This window comes from Paenibacillus sp. YAF4_2 (assembly GCF_052113225.1).
In the GTDB taxonomy this organism is placed as follows: domain Bacteria; phylum Bacillota; class Bacilli; order Paenibacillales; family Paenibacillaceae; genus Pristimantibacillus.
Map to the genome: position 1 here is coordinate 519,196 of NZ_JBFRCT010000004.1, position 21,612 is coordinate 540,807.

The 21,612-nt window shown below is 49.2% G+C and carries 13 protein-coding genes; 3 read left to right on the top strand and 10 right to left on the bottom strand.

The window, feature by feature from the left end:
* Positions 1 to 4 precede the first annotated feature (4 nt).
* Positions 5 to 1,027, bottom strand: a complete 1,023-nt coding sequence (locus tag AB4Y93_RS12825) for a Gfo/Idh/MocA family protein (RefSeq protein WP_441892463.1) — start codon at positions 1,025 to 1,027, stop codon at positions 5 to 7.
* Positions 1,027 to 1,875, bottom strand: a complete 849-nt coding sequence (locus AB4Y93_RS12830) for a sugar phosphate isomerase/epimerase family protein (protein ID WP_441892465.1) — start codon at positions 1,873 to 1,875, stop codon at positions 1,027 to 1,029. The genes AB4Y93_RS12825 and AB4Y93_RS12830 overlap by 1 nt, the downstream gene beginning before the upstream one ends.
* A 188-nt stretch (positions 1,876 to 2,063) precedes the next feature.
* Here AB4Y93_RS12830 and AB4Y93_RS12835 point away from each other — a divergent pair, with 188 nt between their 5' ends.
* Positions 2,064 to 2,969 (top strand): AraC family transcriptional regulator, encoded by a 906-nt coding sequence (locus tag AB4Y93_RS12835; RefSeq protein ID WP_441892467.1) that lies wholly within the window; start codon positions 2,064 to 2,066, stop codon positions 2,967 to 2,969.
* 808 nt (positions 2,970 to 3,777) lie between these two features.
* On the opposite strand, the gene AB4Y93_RS12840 is transcribed toward AB4Y93_RS12835, so the two are convergent.
* The 6 genes from AB4Y93_RS12840 to AB4Y93_RS12865 form a co-directional block, all read right to left on the bottom strand.
* Positions 3,778 to 4,824, bottom strand: a complete 1,047-nt coding sequence (locus AB4Y93_RS12840) for a LacI family DNA-binding transcriptional regulator (RefSeq protein ID WP_441892469.1) — start codon at positions 4,822 to 4,824, stop codon at positions 3,778 to 3,780.
* Between the two features lie 204 nt (positions 4,825 to 5,028).
* Entirely contained in the window at positions 5,029 to 6,411 is a 1,383-nt protein-coding gene (locus AB4Y93_RS12845) for an ABC transporter substrate-binding protein (protein ID WP_441892471.1), read from the bottom strand.
* Positions 6,412 to 6,482: 71 nt separating this feature from the next.
* On the bottom strand, positions 6,483 to 7,319 hold the full coding sequence (locus AB4Y93_RS12850; RefSeq protein WP_441892473.1) for a carbohydrate ABC transporter permease: 837 nt from the start codon (positions 7,317 to 7,319) through the stop codon (positions 6,483 to 6,485).
* A gap of 12 nt (positions 7,320 to 7,331) precedes the next feature.
* A complete protein-coding gene (locus AB4Y93_RS12855; RefSeq protein ID WP_441892475.1) occupies positions 7,332 to 8,225 on the bottom strand; it encodes a carbohydrate ABC transporter permease in 894 nt (297 codons plus the stop codon).
* Positions 8,226 to 8,236: 11 nt separating this feature from the next.
* Entirely contained in the window at positions 8,237 to 9,337 is a 1,101-nt protein-coding gene (locus AB4Y93_RS12860) for a Gfo/Idh/MocA family protein (RefSeq protein WP_441892477.1), read from the bottom strand.
* A 378-nt stretch (positions 9,338 to 9,715) separates the two neighbouring features.
* Complete coding sequence (locus AB4Y93_RS12865) at positions 9,716 to 13,756, bottom strand: S-layer homology domain-containing protein (protein ID WP_441892479.1); 4,041 nt, start codon at positions 13,754 to 13,756, stop codon at positions 9,716 to 9,718.
* A gap of 459 nt (positions 13,757 to 14,215) precedes the next feature.
* On the opposite strand from AB4Y93_RS12865, the gene AB4Y93_RS12870 reads away from it, so the two are divergent.
* Positions 14,216 to 18,034 carry a fibronectin type III domain-containing protein gene (locus AB4Y93_RS12870; protein WP_441892481.1) on the top strand — a complete coding sequence of 1,273 codons (3,819 nt, stop codon included), beginning with the start codon at positions 14,216 to 14,218 and terminating at the stop codon, positions 18,032 to 18,034.
* Between the two features lie 107 nt (positions 18,035 to 18,141).
* On the opposite strand, the gene AB4Y93_RS12875 is transcribed toward AB4Y93_RS12870, so the two are convergent.
* Positions 18,142 to 19,353, bottom strand: coding sequence for a GTP-binding protein (locus tag AB4Y93_RS12875; protein WP_441892483.1), 1,212 nt, complete (start codon positions 19,351 to 19,353; stop codon positions 18,142 to 18,144).
* A 184-nt stretch (positions 19,354 to 19,537) separates the two neighbouring features.
* Between AB4Y93_RS12875 and AB4Y93_RS12880 the strand changes: the two genes are divergently transcribed.
* The gene (locus AB4Y93_RS12880) at positions 19,538 to 19,933 is read left to right on the top strand and encodes a VOC family protein (protein WP_441892485.1); all 396 of its coding nucleotides are present in this window, start codon (positions 19,538 to 19,540) and stop codon (positions 19,931 to 19,933) included.
* A 379-nt stretch (positions 19,934 to 20,312) separates the two neighbouring features.
* Here AB4Y93_RS12880 and AB4Y93_RS12885 read toward each other — a convergent pair whose 3' ends face one another.
* Positions 20,313 to 21,596, bottom strand: coding sequence for an MFS transporter (locus AB4Y93_RS12885; RefSeq protein ID WP_441892487.1), 1,284 nt, complete (start codon positions 21,594 to 21,596; stop codon positions 20,313 to 20,315).
* Positions 21,597 to 21,612 lie beyond the last annotated feature (16 nt).

Below are 21,612 nucleotides of genomic sequence, written 5' to 3' on the forward strand. Positions count from 1 at the left end.
CACCTTAAGGAACAGCAATCCATGTGCCGCGTTGATCTGCCGATTCCCGCTCCGCTGTTACAATCTCGATGCTGGCCTTGGTGCTGGCTGGTGTCGCGGTATCTAGAGGCAAGCCTTGAGCAAGCGACTCTACGAAATATTTCTGCTGATAATAATAGCCTTGATCTGCAGACAGATCTGCTGTGAAGCCTGTGCCGTCATTCGGATTCACTTTCACGGAAGCACCGTCAAACTGCACGTTGCCGTGCTCGAAGTTAACTTTATACCCCATCTCAAAACCAAAATCGCCATTCAGCGTCCAATCTACTTGAGCTGAGACAATTTTGTTGTCTTCATAGCGGTAATGGGTCGAGACAATATCGTAGCCGCTGCCCGGAATCACATTCCGGCCATAACAGGATACAGCTTCGGGTTTACCGAACAGCCAATTGACGACATCGGTGTCATGCACATGCATATCGAGCAGTGCCCCGCCGCCCTTCTCATTTTGCAGTACCCAAGGTCCCCATGAAGGTGTACCGCCGCCGCGGTAGAAATAAGCACTTGTCACGTTGCCAAATTTGCCGCCGCTAACAAGCTCCTGCAAATAGACATAAGCCGGCCAGAAGCGCAGACATTGCCCGATCATCAGCTGCTTGCCGCTTGCCTCTGCTGCTTCGATCATGATGTCGCACTCGTCCGCGTTCATCGCCATAGGCTTTTCGCAAAGTACATGAACACCGCTGTTCAGACATTGGATAGTGACATCACGGTGAAGGAACGTTGGCAGCGTAATATCAACCGCATCCAGCTGCTCACTCTCCAGCATCGCCTGCACCGACGTATATTTGTTAAACCGGTTGTAATCAATCTCGTTATCCGATGATGTATCGATATTACCGCCACTACCGCCGCCGTTCAGCTTTGCTTCATCCACATCACATAGGGCAACGACACGAATCGGTGCGCCTTCTCTCTCCAAACGAAGATAATTCTCGAGATGTGTTTTCCCCATAAACCCAAGTCCAATTAGTCCGATATTCAGCATTAGCGCTCCGTCCTCCCTAAGATGGCATCCATTGCAGCAGAAGTGTTGTACACGATTTGTTTCGTATGATGCGTATATGGCGGGATCATCTCAGCCGTTACATAGTCGTTATAACCGATCGCACTCAGCGCCTCGATCACTACCGGATAATCAACATCGCCCGCCAGCAGATCCACAAAGCCATGCAGTCCACCCGCTTGACGACGATAATCCTTGAAGTGAACCTTCTTAATGCGCTTGTTCAGAATCGAGATCCAATGCTCGGGATAGCCGGAATAGACAACATTGCCCACATCGAAGTAAGAACCAACATAATCAGAACCTACTGCGTCAATGAAGCCTCTCATCTCAAGCGGCGACAGCAGGAACTTATTCCATACGTTCTCGATACCAACCGATACCTTCAGCGCTTCTGCTTCCTTCGCGAGCTTCGAGAAGAACGCTAATGCGTTATCATAAGCCCGGTCGTAAGGCACCACCGGAGCGTTCGGAATAAAATCAACGCCAACAGCGCCCGGTACGATCAGAATCGTATCTACGCCAAGTGCTGCAGCTGATTCCAATTGCTTTTTCGCGATATCAAAAGCTTTGCTCGCCACCTGCTCGTTCTCGCTGGTCGGCGGATAATCCCAATACAATCCGCTGGCTAAGCTCGACAGCTCAATACCAGTATCATCTGCAAAACGACGGATGGAGCGAATCTCATCCAGTGTGCTCTCCAGGCTTAGCTCACCAGTCTCGTTCAGTGACAGCTCGATGCCATCAAAGCCGGCATCCTTAGCCAAAACAACACTTTCCTCTATACTCATGCCTGACGGAAAAGACCAGATATTAATCCCTTTTTTCATGTTAGGCAGCCTCCTAAAAAAATTTTGAAGCAATTCCGCTTCGTGAGCATTAGCATAATGCTCTTTATAAAGCTAATTATATAGGCCGTCCTTGAGCGCGCCTTTAGCAAATCAGCCGTATCTTTTGCACAGCTCAAAAAGGCTTTATAATAAGTGCAAAGAGCAAGAAAAAAGGGAGAGATCGGCAGATGGAATTCACTCGCCATACGCTTGAGGAAATACTTGCGGTGCGTAAGTTGATTTCGTTCCATTACTTTGAATTCGCTAAAGGCTATATGTTTGAAGGGGAACAGCATGACTTCTGGGAGCTGCTGTACGTGGACAAAGGTTCTGTCGAGATTAAGGCAGATGATCGGACTCATCAGCTTGAGCAAGGCATGATCATTTTCCATAAACCGGGGGAATTCCACACCATAAACGTCAGTCAGCAGCACAAGCCGCCTAATCTGTTTGTTCTTTCCTTCGAATGTACTGCTCCTTGTATGGCGAGGTTCGAGAACTTAACTATGCAGCTTGGTACAAGAGAACGGAATTTACTGTCGCTATTGCTGCAGGAGGGCTTCCACTCCTTCGAGCCGCCCTATGATAATTCTCATATCCACGAGCTTATCAGCCGTGAAGATGCCCCCTTTGCCAGTGAGCAGGCGATGCGCAATTACCTGGAGACGCTGCTGATTCAATTGATCCGTTTGCAGGACGATGCTGACCGCGACAGACAAACCGTACGCAAACCCGCCTCCTTCCAAACCGAGAAGGCGGAGCAGCAGATGGCTGAGCGGATTATTTCGTTTATGCGCGAGAACTTGTCGGAGCAGCTCACGTTGGACAGGCTCTGCCAGGAGCTGCATCTGGGGAAAAGCCGGCTGAAGGAGATTTTCCATGCACAGGCCAGTGTTGGTCCGATGGAATATTTCAAGCAGTTAAAGATCGAAGAAGCTAAGACGTTGATCCGCGAGCAGCAGTACAACATGACAGAGATCGCGGTAAGGCTCGGCTACAGCAGCATTCATTACTTCTCGCGTGACTTTAAGAAAGCAACCGGGATGCCGCCATCGGATTACGCGCGATCAGCCAAGGCGCGAGTGAAGATATAGGGATGCCGCACAACACCCCCTCCCTACGCGAGGCGACTACGTTGGAGTTCATCCAACGGAAATCGGCTCCATCGCCGGCTATTGCGCATAATGTTGGATTCTATCCAGTAACTTTAGCCACAATGGGCTTCTTTCAGTCCAAATGAGCTAATTCTGCTGGAGGAATTCCAATGCAGCCAAAGCTACTCGGCCCGGACGCACCATTATGTTGGATAATATACAGTCTGCGGTGGGAGTGCGGGGTACCTACTCTTAATTCTACCTCAGCATCAGCTACTCCCTACGTTGGAGTTCACCCAACGTAACTCAGCTCATTGCCGGCTGTTGCGCATTAGATTGGATTCTATCCAGTAACTTTCGCCACAACGAGCTTCTTTCAGACAAATGAGCGAATTCTGCTGGATAAATTCCAATGCAACTCAAGCTACTCGGCCCGGACGCACCATTCCGTTGGATAATATACAGTCTGCGGTGGGAGTGAGAGGAGTACCTACTCTTAATGCATCACCTGAGCATCAGTTACTCCCACAACGTTGGAGTTCATCCAACGTAACTCAGCTCCATTGCCGGCTATTGAGCATGATGTTGGATTCTATCCAGTAACTTTCGCCACAATGAGCTTCTTACAGTCCAAATGAGCTGATTCTGCTGGATGAATTCCAATGCAGCTCTAGCTACTCAGCCCAGGCGCACCATTACGTTGGATAATATACAGTCTGCGGTGGGGAGTGTTGGGGCTATAACCTAAAATAAAAAAGAGCTGTCTCAACAGTCATAACTAATGACTGTTGAGACAGCTCTTATTGGTTTATTTCAAGTTAATCGCGGCCTGCTGCGACTCCGAAGAGCGGCGGCAGATCATCCGGTATGGAATCGTCATGCGCACCGGCAGCGAGTATTGACCATCCAAGTAGTCGAGCAGCAGCTTCACAGCGTACATCCCCATCTCGATCTTCGGAACATGAACCGTTGTCAGCGGCGGTGATGTGAATTCGGAGATCTCGATATTATCAATACCAACGACAGCAATATCCTCTGGAATACGAAGACCCCGCTCCGAGGCTGCACGCATGGCAGCGATCGCCATCATATCACTTGCTGCAAATATCGCAGTTGGCGAATACCCTTTTTTCTCGAATGCCTGCTTGGTCAGCTCGTAGCTGAGCGATACATCCCACTTCACATCAATAATCCAGTTGTCATTCAGCTCAAGACCCGCTTCATGCATTGCACTCTGGTAGCCAAGGAACCTCTTCTCCATACGGAAAGGATCATTTAGCTCCGGACCGCCGATATAGCCAATCTGCTTATGGCCTTGCTTGATTAGATGCTGAACGGCGTCCTTTGCCGCAGCTTCCCGGTCATAGCAGACGACCGGAATACTCCGATCCGCCAAATCTACACCAACAATAGCTCTTACATTTTGCTTGATCCACTGGTAAGCATCCGCATCAATTCGCTCGACAATGATCATGCCGTCAATCCGATGCTCTTTCACCAGCGCTTGCAGCTGCTGAATATCTGCTTGATTCTCAATGCTGTATACAAACTCCAGCCGGAGGCCGGATTCCGTCAATGCTTTCTCAATACCTTCCAGAATAACCGAGAAATAAGGATTATTATATTTATTCTGAGGAATGGCAACGACACAGCCGATATGAACCATCAGCTTGGCATCGGATTTACTGCTTTTCTCGGAACGGTTCGCCTTGTAGCCGAGCTTCTCCGCAGCTTCCCAAATTCTCCTGCGGGTCTCTTCGCTCACGGAACGGGTCGAATCATTCTTCATTACTCGCGATACCGTCGAGATCGATACCCCAACCTGCTCTGCAATGTCCTTCAACTTGGCCATCATACGTTCCTCTCTATTCCTATATCGAATATATGCTCTATATAATTGCGGCAACTATCAAAAATTTGTGAAAAGTTGCGGCAAATCCATTGTATAGCGCTATCCTTCAATAGTCAAGAAACACCGCCGTTTCAAGCTTCTTAGCTTAAGCAAAAAAGGGAAAGAAGCGGTCAAACGCCTCTCCCCCTGTTGTACCATGTACCTAATTTATTTCAGTTTCGACTCTAGATCTTTGATAGCCGCATCTACGTCACCGTCGCCGGCAAGCGGATTTTTGAGCGATTGCTCGCCGTATGTCCATACCAGATCCGTTTTCTTCACGGTAAACGGCGAAATGATACCGAACTGCTGCGCATCGAGGAAGATTTTGTTCGCTTCGCCTACCTTTGCGATATAAGCATCGGACGCCGCTTTATTCGCTGGGATCGAATAACCTTGCTTCGCAAGCTCCGATTGACCTTCTGGACCAGCGAGCCATGCGAGCAGTGTGTAAGCCGCTTCTTCATGCTTCGTATTATGCGAGATCGCCATGCCGGCTGGCTGTACAACCGTTTTGTTTTCTTTGAATTTCGGCAGGTACGTAATACCGTAATCAACCTTTGCTTCTTGGAAGTTGGTTGTGTTCCAGCTACCGCCTGGGTTCATTGCTACTTTGCCTGTAGTAATACCCAAGTTTACTTGACCGCCAAGACCTTCGATCTGAGCAGGAGTCGTATTGATATGTTTCTTCGTTGCATCGATAAAGAAGTCCAGTACTTCACGGGCTTCAGGAGTGTTAAGAGCAAGGGAGCCGTCATCGTTCACGAGTTTCGCACCGTTCGACCACAGCTCTGGCTCAAGGAACCAGTCCATCGTCGAACCAGGTGATACGGACATACCCCATTGCACAACATTGTCGGCATCAAAGCCGGCTTCGCCAGGGTTCTTGCCATTTTTGTCCAACGTCATCTTCGTTGCAATGTCCAGGATTTCAGCCCAAGTTGGCTCAAGGGACGGAACCGGAGCACCTTTTGGATTTTTCGCCGGATCGGCAAACATCGCTTTATCGTAGTACCAGACAATCACGTTTGCATCAATCGGAAGGGATACCTGCTTGCCGCCATATTTATGTAATCCAAGCAAGCTTTCGTCAATATTGCTCAGTTCAAAACCGTTGTCCGCAAGCAAACCGTCCAGTTCCTTGAAGATGCCAAGCTCAGCGTATTTCTCAATAAACGCATAGCTCGTTTTGAATACGTCAGGCAGTGTGCCGCCAGCTGCGTTTGCCGTCAGGCCATCCCAGTAGCTGCCCCAGTCTTTGCCTTCCAGCTTCACGGTAATGTTCGGATTAGCCTCCATGAATTTATTCAGGAGCTCCTGCGTCCGTTGCAGCTCTTCCGCTGTTCCCCACTGCGAGTAGGTAATGGTCACGGGTTCAGCAGGCTTCTCTGTCTGCTCGGCGCTGCCGTTATCACTCTTCCCTGCGTTAGCTGTTTCGCTCGCGTTTGTGCTTGAACCACTATTATTGTTATTACCGCAGCCGGAAATGATAAATACCATTGATAATACCAGCGTAAAAAGACCCAATAACCATTTTCTGTTCGTTTTCATATCCAGTTCCCCTTTAGATTAATTTGAAAACAGCAGTCACTGATCATCTTATGTCTACCCATGCAGTCCGCCTAACCCTTCGAACCCGTGAGCACCACCCCTTCCACGATATAGCGTTGTGCGAACAGGAACAAGAGACCAATCGGCACAATGCTGATGAATGCTCCAGCGGCAAGCGCCGGGAAGTCCTGGCTCGTCTGGCCGATGAGCATCTGCAGACCAACGCTGAGGGTGAACATTTCATTGCTCTTGATGTAAAGGAATGGTCCGAGAAAATCGAGCCATGAGTTCACAAAAGCAAAGATAACAGTTGTAACAACAATGGGTTTGGACAGCGGCATAATGACTCTCGTAAACACCGTCCAGCGGTTCCCGCCGTCAAGGTAAGTCGCTTCATCCAGCTCCTGCGGGATCGTCATGAAAAATTGCCGGAACAAGAAGATGTAGTACGCGCCGCCGAGCCATGCTGGAACGATAAGCGGCAGCCAGGTATCTACCCAATGCAGCTTCGTAAATAACACATAGGACGGGATCATCAGGATAGACGGCGGAATCATTAACGTCATCAAGACGATTGGGAACAGCCGATCTTTGTATTTGGTCGAAAAGCGCGAGAAGCCGTAGGCTACAATGGAGCTCGACAGTACCGCACCAATAACGACAAGAGCTGATATAGTGAAGGAATTTTGGATCCATCTCCACATAAGCGGCTGTACATCAAACAATCTTTGGAAAGCTTCGAAGTTAAGCGACTCCGGCAAAATCGTTGGAGGAACCTTATACGTCTCAGCCTTTGTCTTCATCATCGTTGACAGCATCCATACGAGTGGTCCAGCGAACAACACCAAGGCGGCTGTAAGCAGGACATATTTGCCAGTTTGCTTCACTATACGGTTAGACTGACTCATCGTGATCCCCCCTTATTTCTCGCCTTCATAGTAGACAAACCGTTTGGACAACTTCATAAGCACAAAGGTGACAAGTGAGATCAACGCGAACAGGAAGATCGATTGCGTCATCGCCATGCTGAATTTCAAATCCGTAAATGCTGACTTGTAGATGTTGTAGACAAAGGTGTACGCCGCATAATTGGGTCCGCCCTTCGTCAGCAGCAGCGCTTCGGTAAACATCTGGAAGTTATACATCGTTTGAATAATGACAACGAATAGGATGGAAGGGCTGATCATCGGCAGCGTCACACGGAAGAAGGACTGAACCTTGCTCGCTCCATCGATGAGCACCGCTTCATACAGATGTTTTGGCACATTTTTCAGAGCCGCCAGGAAGATTAGTACCCCACTCCCCGATATCCACACCTGCAGCAAAATGATAACCGGCTTAATTAACCCCTCACTCCCCATCCAATCGGTCTTGCCAATTCCAAGCTTCGCAAGGCCTGCATTCAGAATGCCGAATTCCGAGTTGAACACAAGCCGCCATATAATGACGGTTGCCACAATCGGCACAAGGGTTGGCAAGTAATAGAAGGTCCGGTAAAGGGCGATGCCTTTGACGTTCATATTAAGAAGTAAAGCTATCAGCAGCATCCCGGCCGTTACGACGGGTACACCAACAATAACGAAATAGCCGGTGTTTTGAAGGCTTTTGCTGAAGATCGGATTGTTGAACATATCCACAAAGTTGGACAACCCAACGAAGTTGTAGTCCACCGCTCCCGGCAGCCTGGCATCGGTAAACGCATAAAACACAGAAGTACCAAAAGGAACTAGAAAAAAGAGCGAGAAACCGATTATCCAAGGGGATATAAATAAGAAGAAAACGAGTGTATCATACTGTCTCAGCTTGTTTTTCATCCCGGCACCCCTTACTTCATTAGTTCATTCACGTATACATAGCGTTCTTCAACAATCGATTTCTCTGCCGCCAATGCAATAAGCAGTGCATCTCGACCTATATAAGCGGAAGCAAAAGGCTGCGTGCCTTCTTTAACACTCTTAACAAATTCAATTCGCTGCGTCTGACCGCCGGTATGTCCTCCCATAATCGAATCGGAGGTTACATCGATATCCAGATGATCACGGGTGAAGTTCTGCCCGCCCACAATATCGATCGTCTTATCATTCTTCGCGACCATCTGGCCGCCGTTCTCCCCAATCAGCCCAATCTCAAGGCCGTCCCCCATTAAATTACGGGGCTTCAGGTACATGCACAATCCCAGATTCGCCTTGCTTCCATTCTCGTATTCAATGGTTACCCAAGCATGATCCACGATCGAGACATCCTCAATTGGCTTAGCCGGATAATGGCTGTACGAATTTGTAATCATATTCGGCTGCCCCTGCTTCATCACATGCTGTCCGCCAGTCGCGAACACGCGAAGGGGCTTTGAACCAATCATCCAGTTGAAAATATCAAAGTGATGGCAATCCTTCTCTACCAGCGCGCCGCCCGACTTGTTCTTGTCATAGAACCATTCCGTTGGCGGGAACGGATCGCGGAATTCCTTGCACCACATCAGCTTCACGTCGCCAAGACGTCCCCGTTCCAGCTCCTCTGCCATTCTGCGATAAACATTGGAGTAGCGATAGACGAGACCAATCTGCAGGATCCGGTTATTCGCTTCGGCTGCTTCAATAATGGCATTACAATCCTCCAAAGTGTGTGCAACCGGCTTCTCCAGGAACACATGCTTACCAGCTTCAAGAAAAGCAACTGCCACTTCCCGGTGCATGTAATTCGGTACGCTGATCACAACCGCATCAATATCTTCTTTATGTAAAAGCTCCTTGTAGTCAGTCAGGATAACCGGACTGCTGTTCTTCAGTTCCGCCAGCGTACGGTCAACGTTCGCCTGGTTCATATCGCAGATATAGTTCACTTTGCAATCCGGCAGCAGATCAAAGCCGATACAATGATGCGAGCCCATATCTCCAACGCCGATAAATGCCATTCTCAGTTTCTCCATGTCTACACTCTCCATCAATAATTTTGCGCCAAATATGCTCCAATTCATTACCGGTATGGGGAGCAATCGTTTTACATGATCTGATAATAACGCAGCCTTCACAACAAGTCAACAATTTTTGGGTAAAATATTTTATTATTTTGCGCCAAATATTTATGTGTTATTTTTATCATATACAGCGCGGATTTACAGGGATTTTCATTCGGATTTAGCCCTATAAATTTTGGGAATTAGGCATATTTGTTTAAAGTTTTTAATAAAATATTTGCGCCAAAAATAAATCAAATAGCTCAAACTTATCACTGGATTTTCCTGACACTAAACTTCAAGGCAAAAAAAAGAGACTGCCTGGCATCCCAGACAGTCTCCCACCAATCCTTATTTCGGCAATAATCCCAATAATCGAACCACCATCACAGCTGCTTCCGCACGTGATACACTGTCCTGCGGACGGAAGCTGCCGTCGTTGTCGCCAAGCAGCAAACCAAGCTGACGTGCCTCACGCACACCATCCTCAGCCCAGCCGCTGATGCTCTCCTTATCTGTATAAGGATCCACATCATCCTCACCTGTCAGCTTCAATACAACGCCCGCTTCTGCCGCTGCCTTCTCTACTGCTCGAACAGCCAAGACAGCAAGCTCCTCGCGTGTAATCCCTGCTTCCGGCTTGAAGGTATCACCATAGCCATTAATCAAACCAGCAGCTAAAACATCGGCCAGCTCCTGTGTATACCAGGCATTAGCCGGAATATCCTTAAACGGAATAACCACATCACTTCCTTCACTTACTCCAATTCCCGGTATTCTGGCCAATATAGCGGCGAATTCCGCACGCGTGACAGGGCGGTTTGGTGCAAACCGGTCTGCGTCAACGCCATTCATAATCTTCTTCGCGGCCAGCTCCTGAATCGCCTTGGCTGCCCAATGGCTGCCTGGTACATCCGTATATGTCTTGTGGTTTGGCGCACTGTTATCCTCTGGAACCGGCGTTGGTGTTGAAGGTGTACTGCCGTTTCCACCGCTCGATGTAGAACCGGTTACGTTCAAACTGCCTACTTCATACCGGCCATCAGAGCGCTCCCCATCAATCGCCAGCTTCATTCCTGGTGCATTCGTTGCTGGATCAATTACGGCAATCAGGAGTTTATAGCTGCCTGCAGCTAGTGAATTAGGCACATTAATTTTGTCGCTAAGAACATGTCTGCCCGGCAGCAGCGTGCGCAAATCCGTATCCTGCTGCTGTTTGTACACAACGGTTCCATCCGCAGCAGCAAGACTGAATTCCAGCTTCCAATCCTGATAGAACGGTGCAACGCCTTTATTATTTATAACGGTTTCCACATCGGCAGATGACCCACGCGTAACCGATCCCGCATGCTTAATCGCCTCTACGACATAGCGGTAGCCCATCATTTTGTGCATCGTCTCGATATTGGATTGAATTTCTGTGCCATACGTCGTACGTGCAGGTGAAGATGGACCAAGCCATGACGTATGGCTGACCCTCATCTGGCGCAGCGACTCCATGATGGCATCATCCGTAAGCCAGCTCTCCGGATTGCCGTTGGCAAATTCGCCGCCCGAATACGCATACTTCCAGAAGTCCGGCATGGCAGACGCAGCTTGCTCGGCCGCTGCATCCGCCGGATTATCCAAGGACTCGCCAATACCTGCCCAGCCATTTTGCGTCCAGCCAACCCATTCATCCGTGCTGGATTTGATGCCAAATACATCGTTAAATAGCCCCGTTTGCTGCTCGCTTGCGATCGGGAACGGCTTTCTCATGCCAATCTGCTTGTGGGTGAAAGCATCCAAATAATGCTGAACATATTGATCCGATATACTCAGCTTAGGGAATACGCCCGAGCCGCTAGGCCAGGTATGCCATTCTCCCCAGTGACCAAGACTTCCGAGCTGCACGTAAGCAATCCGCTCGTCTGTGTCGTAGCGCTGCGCAACCTCGGCGATCATCCGCTCATGTTCAGCAAGAAGCGTCGAGCTATTGTAGTTTGGACTAAAGCCCGAGCCTACCTCTTGCGTATCGTACCAGGATCCGGCATCCCCCTCGGCAGCCAGCTCGTCATACAGCCAATCCGGTATATCCTTATGCGCTGGATCCGCAGTTGGCGTATCCATCACAATTCGTAGATTAATCCTTTTGCCCTGCGAAGCCCAATAGTCGAATTGATACTTCTGCTCAATGGCTTCCCAGTCAAACTGACCCTTCACCGGCTCCAGCTCGCGCCATGTTATACCTGCATAAACCAGACTGTGCTGCTGAGGATATGGTGTTCCATCCGGCTTCGATGAATCCTTCGCCCAAGCTACCCAACCCATATAAGGGTTGTTCAACAATTCGAAGCTTTGACGAGGGTAAAATACACCGGAAGCCGCATGCGTTTGAACCGTCTTATCTACGGTCAGCGGTGAAGTACCGCCAAGCGGGAGCTGAAGCATCTCACGGTTTACGAAGCCCAGCCTGATTGGCGCCGGCGCAGCAAGACCCATCTCATCCAGATAAATATTAATTTCGAGAGAGTCGTCCGATGCAGCCAAATAGACTGGCCCCTTCTCTTCCCAAGCTCCATCCTGCTGCTGGTATTTATACAAGTTGCCACGGTCGATTTTGTAATCAAAGCCTTCTTCTGTCCATCGACCAACTGACGCACCAGTAGTTGAATCTCCGTCTGTATTCAAATAATAAACGCTGCGCAAATCTAGGTTCTGCCCCTTCACCCGGACGTACAGCTTCTGTTCGTCCTGAACAGCATCCAGCAGGTACGGCGCACCACTTGCAGAAGCGCCAATTTCCACCTCACTCCAATCGCTGTCATCTCCGTCAACGGTGATAACAGAATCGCTGCTGCTCAGGGAGATAACGGCAGGGTCGCCGCTCGCGTCAGGAGAGGCATAGCTGTTACTCAGGAATCCGGCATGAATAGACTGCTCATCATCAATGCCAAGCCTACTCAGCGGCACCGACCATTCGATCACTTTATTATCGCCAGTTCCGGTGCTGATATAAGGAAATACGGTATCAGTCTGATCCCAGCCGCCGCTTCCATTCGAAGCATATAGAATAGCGGTCTGCACCAGATATTCCGCTCCTAGCTTACCTGCCCATGCCCAGCTGGAGGTGCCGGTAGAAGGATTCTTGTCTGTATCGAGGAACAGATGCTCCCACAAATTCGGAAACTCCGCATTATCAATTCGGCCATCAATAAGTGCATACAGCTGTCCGTCCGCCACATAAGTCTTTACTGTAGTCAGTCCATCAGCCGTTACCGTAAGCGGCTGAATACCAGCCCAATCCGACGTATCTCCGTCTACGGATAATTGCGGTTTCGCAACAAGACTAATCTCAGCGGGATCGCCTGCTGGATCCGGCATGGCGTAATTATTACTCAGAAAAGCAATGTGAACCGATTTGGCACTTCCTGCATTTATATCGGCAAGAGGCAGACTCCATTCAATCGTCTTGGCATCTCCTGCTCCTGAACGAGCATAACTTAAATCGGTTGCCGCCTCCTGCCAGCCGCCGCTGCCATTCGCCTGATAGAGCAAACCTGACTGAACGAGGTATTCCGAGCCAAGCGTGCTTGCCCATGCCCACATGGCCGTTCCAGTTGCCGGCTTGCGGTCGACGTCTATCAGCAGATGCTCCCACAAATCAGGAAATTCGCCGTTATCGATACGCCCCTCGATCAGCATATGTAAAGCATCCCCTGACACCGCGTATTTCACAGTTGTTTTCCCATCCGCGCTGCGCAGCAGCTCCGGCACATCCGCCCATTCGGCACCGTTGCCATCAATCGTCAGATCAGCCGGTGCAGGGGGTGCTTCCTGTACGGCTCCGCCAGATGAGGATGGCTGTACAGCAACCATAAGTTCGCCAAGCTCCGGGAGCATCGCACCATCCGACAACAGGCCGACCTTGATCTTGCCAGCAGGGTCAGCCTCAGCGAGTGTAGTTAGATCAATCTCGTACTCCGCTGCCGTATCACTGTCCTGCAGCGATACCTGCCCCTGCTGTACCCAATCTCCGTTCTCGAAAACATACACATCGCGGCCTTCAATTTTGTAGTCGATCCCAGCTGAATCCTTCCATCCCGCGATATTTGTTCCTGTCGATGTATCATTATCCGCATTCAAATACAGCGTCTTGGAACGATCCATCTCCTGCCCGCTAGCCATGACGTAGAGCTTCCCATCCCGATTAACCGCCTTAATCTGTTCCATCCGATTAGCTGCTTCTGCCTGATTCGTAACTCCGCCATCCCAATCCTCGAAATTACCATACAAGCTTGCATCAGATGCCGCTGCTGTCACAGTCGGTATTCCTGCATTTGGCAGCACCCCAATCAACAGCGCCATTGCAGCCAAGGCCGTCTTTCTCCCCACAGTCCAACCATTGCCCATCGTTTCCCCATCCCTTCTTATATCGCTTGCCTTTGAAGTGATACCTGGAATGAACTCCCTTGAACATGAACCCTTTGCAGATACTGCCTCCTTCTTCCGTTTAAGCGCGAGGCGCTATTGTCACCCATTCTAGTTAATATTTACGCAAAATTCAATATAATTTAGGAAAATATTCAAATAAATTTGCGGCAAATTAAATTATATATCATCCCCTTATCCCTAAAATAATTAACCTCCTTAATCCTTTTCTTAAATCATTTAGCTTCTATTGAAAGTCGAAAACTTCTTGTTGTATTCACTATTACGCTGGATTATAATGGCGTCGTTGGCGTATTACGTTTGTTTACCATTTGATCATATATACATAAATTTGCGCCAAATTTATTAGACCTTAAGGTGGTGAATATTCGGAATTTTCTGATCTGATTAAGCATTTAATGAGAAAAGGGAGTGACTATTTTGCCTACAGCCTTTCATCGTTTGGCTAGACGAATGCTCGCTGTTTCACTCGTACTTCTACTGCTATTACCTGCCTTCAAAGCCCCAGTTCTTACACCAACCGCTCATGCGGCAATAGGAAAAGATCCGCTGTACGGAAAGGTACCCGGTCTAAGCGAATACAGCCGAGTTATGATCTGGTACGGCACCAACACCGCAACCCAGACACAGCTGGATTCCTTGAAGACCTATGATCTTGTTATCCTTGAGCCGACCATCCGCATTATTAACGTCGCGAATAATCAGTTCTACTTCGAAACGTTCACTCCCAATCAAGTGAACGAGGTAAAACGAGGCGTAGACGGCATACTCGGTACCACTGATGATGTGATCGTGCTCGCCTATATGTCAGTCGGGGAACTCGCCACCTCCAGCGTGTTCACTGGTTTTACCGGTGACATGACGATCCAGAACGGCAAGGATGTTGGCTTGCTGCCAGCGAATTACAGCGGACCAAGCGGACCTTTGCATGGCCCTAATCCTTGGAACTACAACAGCTCCGGCAGCTATATCAACGTCGAGGGTGGAGCAACGCCGGATGGCACTGCCAATTCCGGTTACAACGGTTATACCGGTATCTCAATTGCAAGCGACTATTCATCCACCGGCAATCTGCTCAGTTGGAGTAATAACGGTCTTATGCCCTGGTATCTGGATCAGCAAGGGACGTGGATCAACGATACCCGTTATATGTACGGCGGATATTGGAAGAACGGAGATGGTGTCCCCGACAAGAACAAAACCTACGGGGGCGGCTATATTAACGGGGGAGACCCTACGTGGAAAAAGCTCATTACTTTTATGACCGATAAACTCGAGCATGATGCCGGATATGACGGCGTATTCCTCGACACCGTGGATACACCTGATCCCATTGGCGGTGCCGGTCCAACAACCTCCTGGGGTCCACGCGGGAACTTTGGTTTTACGGCCAAAGGAATGGTCGAGCTGGTTGAAGCGGTAAAAGCCGTTGACCCGACCAAAATCGTGGCAGCGAACCGCGGCTATTGGTATTTCAACCCGGATGAAGGAACCTCCCAATTCGCCGAACGCTACCGGCATGCGATCAACATTTTCCTAACAGAATCCTGGTATTTTAACCCCTACATTACTTCAGGCTCCAAGTTTTATGATGAGAACCCAGCTTTTGCAGACAACTGGAATACCAACACCGCCTCACCTACTTACCGAAGCAGAGACAACTTCGGAGGCTTCTGGAAAGACTACATGAATGCTCAGGCGAATCAGCCGGACGGCTTTAACATCATCATTTGCGACTTTACCATCCCCTCAACCAGCACGAACAAATGGATGAACGAAATCGTAAGCAATAGCCACTATATGGGCTATGATGTCAGCGGCGCTACCGCTTTCTCCACTATGTACCACGACGCTAAGAATTGGTTAGATGCCAGCGGCCAGCCTTCCTCCTCCCTCACCGGTATGCACCCAACCGATTTGTACGGCGGCTTCAATATTGACGGCCAGTTCACCGACTGGGCAAGTGAAATGCCAATCTACAGCGATCCGGCAGGCAGTAATGCCAAAGGCATTACGAAAGTGTATACCAAATTTGCCGGCGACAAATTCCTCATGAAGATCGACTCTTTATCCGCGCTAAATATGCAGGGCGAAATGCTTTACTTTGATTACGATAAGAAAGGGACTACCGGCTGGCAAGGCGTATCCTGGCCGATCTCCCCTGACTCCCGCATCTACTTTGAGAACATGAACAAAGTGTATCTTGCCCCGCATGTAAGTGGGCAGGGCGATGTGTTCAAATCCCCAACTACAACAGTTGGCAACAACGGCTGGCCGGTTATTGCAAAGCAGTCCGGTAACTCGGTAGAGCTGATGTTTGACTCGGATTATATTTTCGGAGGTGCGCTAGCTGGGCAAGAAATATGGATGTGGTTCCGGACAGCTAACTTCGGCGGACAGTCCGTCAAGTTCACCGTTCCAGGCGCTCCTGCCGTCCCAAGTACGCCAAGTGGTCTAACTGCATCACCAGGCAATGGGCAGGCCCTTTTAAGCTGGAGCCCAAATTCGGAGACTAATCTCGCTGGTTACAACGTTTATCAGGGTGGAACGAAGATCAACAGCGCGCTAGTCACAAGTCCTTCTTACACGGCAACAGGGCTGACGAATGGCACCAGCTACAGCTTCCAGATTGCTGCCGTCAATACGAGCGGCGTCCAGTCGTCACTAAGCACAGCTGTATCTGTGACCCCTGCTGCACCTGTTGCGCCAACAGCGCCAACTGGACTGACGGCCACTGCTGGCAGCGGCCAAGCAGCACTGAACTGGACCGCTAGTACAGGCGCCAATATTTCAGGGTATAACGTGTACCGGAATGGTGTGAAGGTTAATGGTGCTTTAATTACGGGAACCTCCTACACCAATACCGGGTTAACGAACGGCACAGCGTACAGCTTCCAAGTATCCACTGTGAACAGCGCCGGGTTGGAATCGTCATTAAGCTCTTCCGTGTCCGTGACCCCAACAGGTACGTCCACAGCTGTCATAACGATCGATGGTTCAGCTTCTGATTGGAGCGGCGTCATCGCTCTTGCTACCAGTACTTCCGATGTTCAGGTTTTGAAAGCAGCCAATACAACAAGCCAGTTGTATCTGCTTGTCCAAGGCAATAACCTGAACGTCAAAGGACAGCTGTTCCTCGACACGGATAACAATAGACTGACCGGTTACAACGCAGCAGGCTGGACTGCTTCCGGTGTTGAAAGCGGCGCCGAATACATGATCGAGAACAATATCGTGTACCACAATACGGGGGCAGGCTGGTCGTGGACCAACGTCCGTACGCTCAGCACATCTGAATTCCAGCGGAACAACAATGTCGTCGAGCTGTCTATCCCTCTTTCCACGCTGAGTCTCACGAATGGCAGCACGATTCGTGCAGGCTATATCAGCAACGACTCGACAGTTAATAGATTGCCTGGCAGCGGAGGCATATTGCCAAGCTATACACTAGGCAGCAACGGAACAGGTGGAGGCGGAACAACACCGGATACGACGCCACCAGCTGTACCAACGGGACTAACTGCAGCCGCAGGGAACAGTCAGGTTACCCTGTCCTGGTCGGCTAATACCGATTCAGACCTGCAGGGCTATAATGTTTACCGGGGAACAACGAAGCTAAATACGGCGCCAATTACAGGGACTACCTACACAGCAATAGGATTGACCAACGGCACCTCTTATTCGTTCCAAGTTAGTGCCGTTGATACAAGCAGCAATGAATCCGCTAAAACAACTGCCGTCAGCGCCACCCCACAAGCGTCTTTCACGATCACCATTGATGGCAGCGTAAGCGATTGGGGAGCAGTATCGGCGTTGAACAGTACTGCAGGCGGAACGATCACTGCTATGAAAGCGAAGAACGACAGTTCTAATCTGTACCTGCTCATTCAAGGCAGCGGTTTGAGCACCAAAAGCCAGTTTTATTTGAACACAGACAACAACACAGCAACCGGCTATAATCCGGCAAGCTGGGCAGCTAGCGGCGTCGATACCATGCTCGAAAATCAAAACTTATACGCGTACAGCGGGACTAATAACGGCTGGACTTGGAGCCTAGCCTCTACAATTACCGCGGCCCAGTTCGTCCGTAATGATACGGTTATTGAGCTAGCCATCCCGCTCTCTTCTCTTGGATTAAGCTCCGGAAGCACGATCCGGCTTGGGTTTATTACGAATGATTCAACGGCTAACCGGCTTCCAGCAGCAAACGGTTCATTACTAAGCTTTACGTTGTCTTAAACGCAAATCTCATCCGCCGCTGAAGTATGGCTTGGGAATGGAGGCAACCATCCTAAGTTAGCTAGTAGTAATGAGGGGCAGTCAGAGGACTGTCCCTCATTACTGCTCTACTGGGTCGTTAATTCACACATTTCTACAGGCTTAGGCAGTGGATCTCGGAATGAATTCCAGTCCCGCTTCATCTCCGAGTCGGTCAGCAGACAATCATCAAGAGAGGTTGTCATCCTCTCCTTGTCCATCTGAATACCGATGAACACCACTTTGTTAATCCTGTCTCCGAATTCCGACGACCAGCCCGCTAATAATTCAGGCTCCTCTTGCAGATAAATCTTCTGTTCATCAGGCGGAAGAGCGGCAATCCAGTAGCCAGAAGGTCCAAACTGGATAGACGGTCCTGCTTGACTGATACTATGGCCGATATCGTTACGTGTAGCGATCCACATAATTCCTTTTGCACGAACCACTTCAATGGGCCAATCCTTGAACCACTTCATCAACCGACTCGGATGGAACGGCCTGCTTCTTTCGTAGACGAATGAAGCAATCCCGTACTCTTCTGTCTCCGGTGTATGGACCGGCGTGTCTAATTCCTTCAGCCATCCTGCAGATTGACTTGCTTCATCGAAGTTGAATAATCCGGTATTCAAGATTTCTGCAGGATCAACCTGACCCTTCACCGACTTAATCAGCTTGGCGCGAGGCTGCAGCTTCCGAATGACCGCTTCCAACTGGGAAAGCTCATCTGGTTCAATCATGTCGCATTTATTAAGCAGCAGCACATCGCAGAATTCGATCTGATCGATGAGCAGATCGGCAACTTCGCGTGTATCGTCTACGCCAACTGCCTGGCTTCTTGCCAGCAGAGATTCTCCCGAGGAGAAGTCATGCCAGAACCGATAAGCATCGACAACCGTCACCATACAGTCGAGCCTGCAGATCCTCGATAAATCGATTCCTTGCTCTTCGTCAATGTATGTAAAGGTCTGTGCAACAGGAACTGGTTCTCCTACACCTGTCGACTCGATCAGAATATAATCAAACCGGCCATCTTCAGCCAGCCTCTCGACCTCACGAAGCAGATCCTCCCGCAATGTACAACAGATACAGCCATTAGACATCTCCACTAGCTTCTCATCTGTCCGTGAGAGTCCTCCTCCATCCTTAATAAGCGCCGCATCGATATTAACCTCGCTCAAGTCATTAACGATAACAGCAACCTTCAAGCCCTGGCGGTTATTCAGCACATGGTTCAGCACCGTTGTTTTTCCTGCCCCCAAATAACCGCTCAATACCGTTACCGGAATTTTAGTCATACTCATCTTATTCCCTCACTTTCTTTAATCGTAATAATTACGTTTAAGAAGCATAACAGAATCTATTTTTTCCGTCAAATCTAAAAACTAAAATTTTTTTTCGGACCTGTCGATTTCGTTAATTCCCGTTCGTTGTCCTTATAGAGACTGAGTTACAGTCCAATTCCAGTGATGAGAGGATGTTAGGAAGATGGCTAAACACACTACTTATTTGATTTCAGAGGATGCAAAAGCGCAAGCGGAGTTCTACACAGAGGCGCTCAGCGGGGAAATTTTATCGATTATGACGCATGGACAGCTTCCCGGAGCAAGCGAGCAACTGAAGGACAAAGTTGTAAACCTAAGTATGATCGCCGGAGGAGTTACCTTCCTCATGTCCGATGCTGTATTCGAGCCGGTTATCCGGGGGAATGCCATTAATCTGAGTCTAGAATTTGAAACAGAAGCTGAAGCACGCGATGCCTTCAATAACCTGGCCGAAGGTGGCCTTGTCAAATGTCCGCTTGAGCCAGCCTTCTGGGGAGCACTCTTCGGACAAATCGAAGACAAATTCGGCATCATGTGGATGATTACAACCGCTGCTTAGATCACACAAGTAAAAGTACTGTCCTTTGTAGGGAAACTCAAGGAAGTTTCCCTACATGGGATTAGCCTGGTAAGACTAGTTACGTCCTATAAGACCCTGCGAGGGCTTTATACAGTGATCGTTATGTGAACCTAGTATTCATAAGACCCTGCGAGGGTCTTATTTACTTAATATTGGTAGAAAACTAAGCTATCTTGAACACTTGGAGGTGCAATAAGACCCTGCGGGGGCTTTATACTGTGGTAGTTCAGTGAAGTTAGTAATCATAAGACCCTGCGAGGGTCTTATGATTACTAACTCCAACCACGTACCAATTGAAAAAAAAGAGACTATCCCATAAGTCATTTTCATGACTTATGGGACACACCCTTCGTTTTCGTCAGGACTTTCGTCTCGACCAAATAATGACCGGTATAAGCAATAACGCAAGTGCTCCACCGCCAAGCGACAGCGTCGCATAGCTGGTAGAGGAAACAACCATGCCAGACAGCACTCCACCTGAGGCGCCGGACAAGGCAACGAGTACATCGATCGTTCCTTGCGTTTTGGCACGGGTGACCGGATCTGCTGAATCGACGATGATCGCCGTCCCACTAATTAGGCCAAAGTTCCAGCCAAGTCCAAGCAAAGCTAATGCAATGATAAGTACAGCCATCGAATCTGGAGGAGCCGCTGCGGCAACAAGGCCCGCTGAGAGCAGAACAACCCCAGAGGCGATGGACATCTCTGTACGGCCCATTTTATCCGCAAGAACGCCCGTAATCAGAGAAGGAAAATACATGAATCCAATATGAATGCCAATGACTAATCCTACATCGCTCAAGCTATGTCCATGATGCTTCATATGAATAGGTGTCATCGTCATAATGGCAACCATCACAATTTGAGTTAGGATCATAACAGCCGCTCCGACAATCAAGCCTTTATTGCTGCCTTTCCGAATCTTATTAGCCTCATTCACTGCCTGACCCTGAGCAATGGATTGGGCATCGTGTATGGCTTTGGCCACTATAAACGGATCTGGACGGAGGAAAATAAAGAAGACCAAGCCTGCAAGAATAAAAGCTGCTGCCCCCAGCATAAATGGACCTGCAAGTGCCGGTACGCCAACGGAAGTCGCAAAATCACCCGTTACATCGACCAGATTAGGACCGGCAACTGCCCCTAAAGTAGTCGAGACCATAGCGATACTAATCGATTTTGCCCGCTGATCCGGCCTCGCCAAATCTGTTCCCGCATATCGAGCCTGCAGGTTGGTTGCTGTTCCAGCTCCATAAATAACAAAAGAGATAAACAAGAGCCACACATTGTTATTAACTGCAGCCAGTATAACGCCAAGCGCCCCTATCCCTCCTGTAAAAAATCCAGCCGAAAGTCCAAGTCTTCGCCCGTATTGCTGCGAAAGACGCCCAACCAGCATGGCAGCTGCTGCTGAACCAAGAGTGAACAAAGCAGAAGGAACACCAGCAAGACTTTCAGATCCCAGCATATCCTGCGCTAGAAGCGCTCCGACTGTTACACCTGCAGCAAGTCCTGCACCACCAAAGATTTGCGACAGCACAACGATGAGAAGCGACCTTTTATATAGCTTTTGCTGCATATCCACAGAAGCAGCGTATGGACTCAACCGGCTGTCTGTATTCAATTGCGGTTCATGCGTCATCGCTTAGAACCACCTT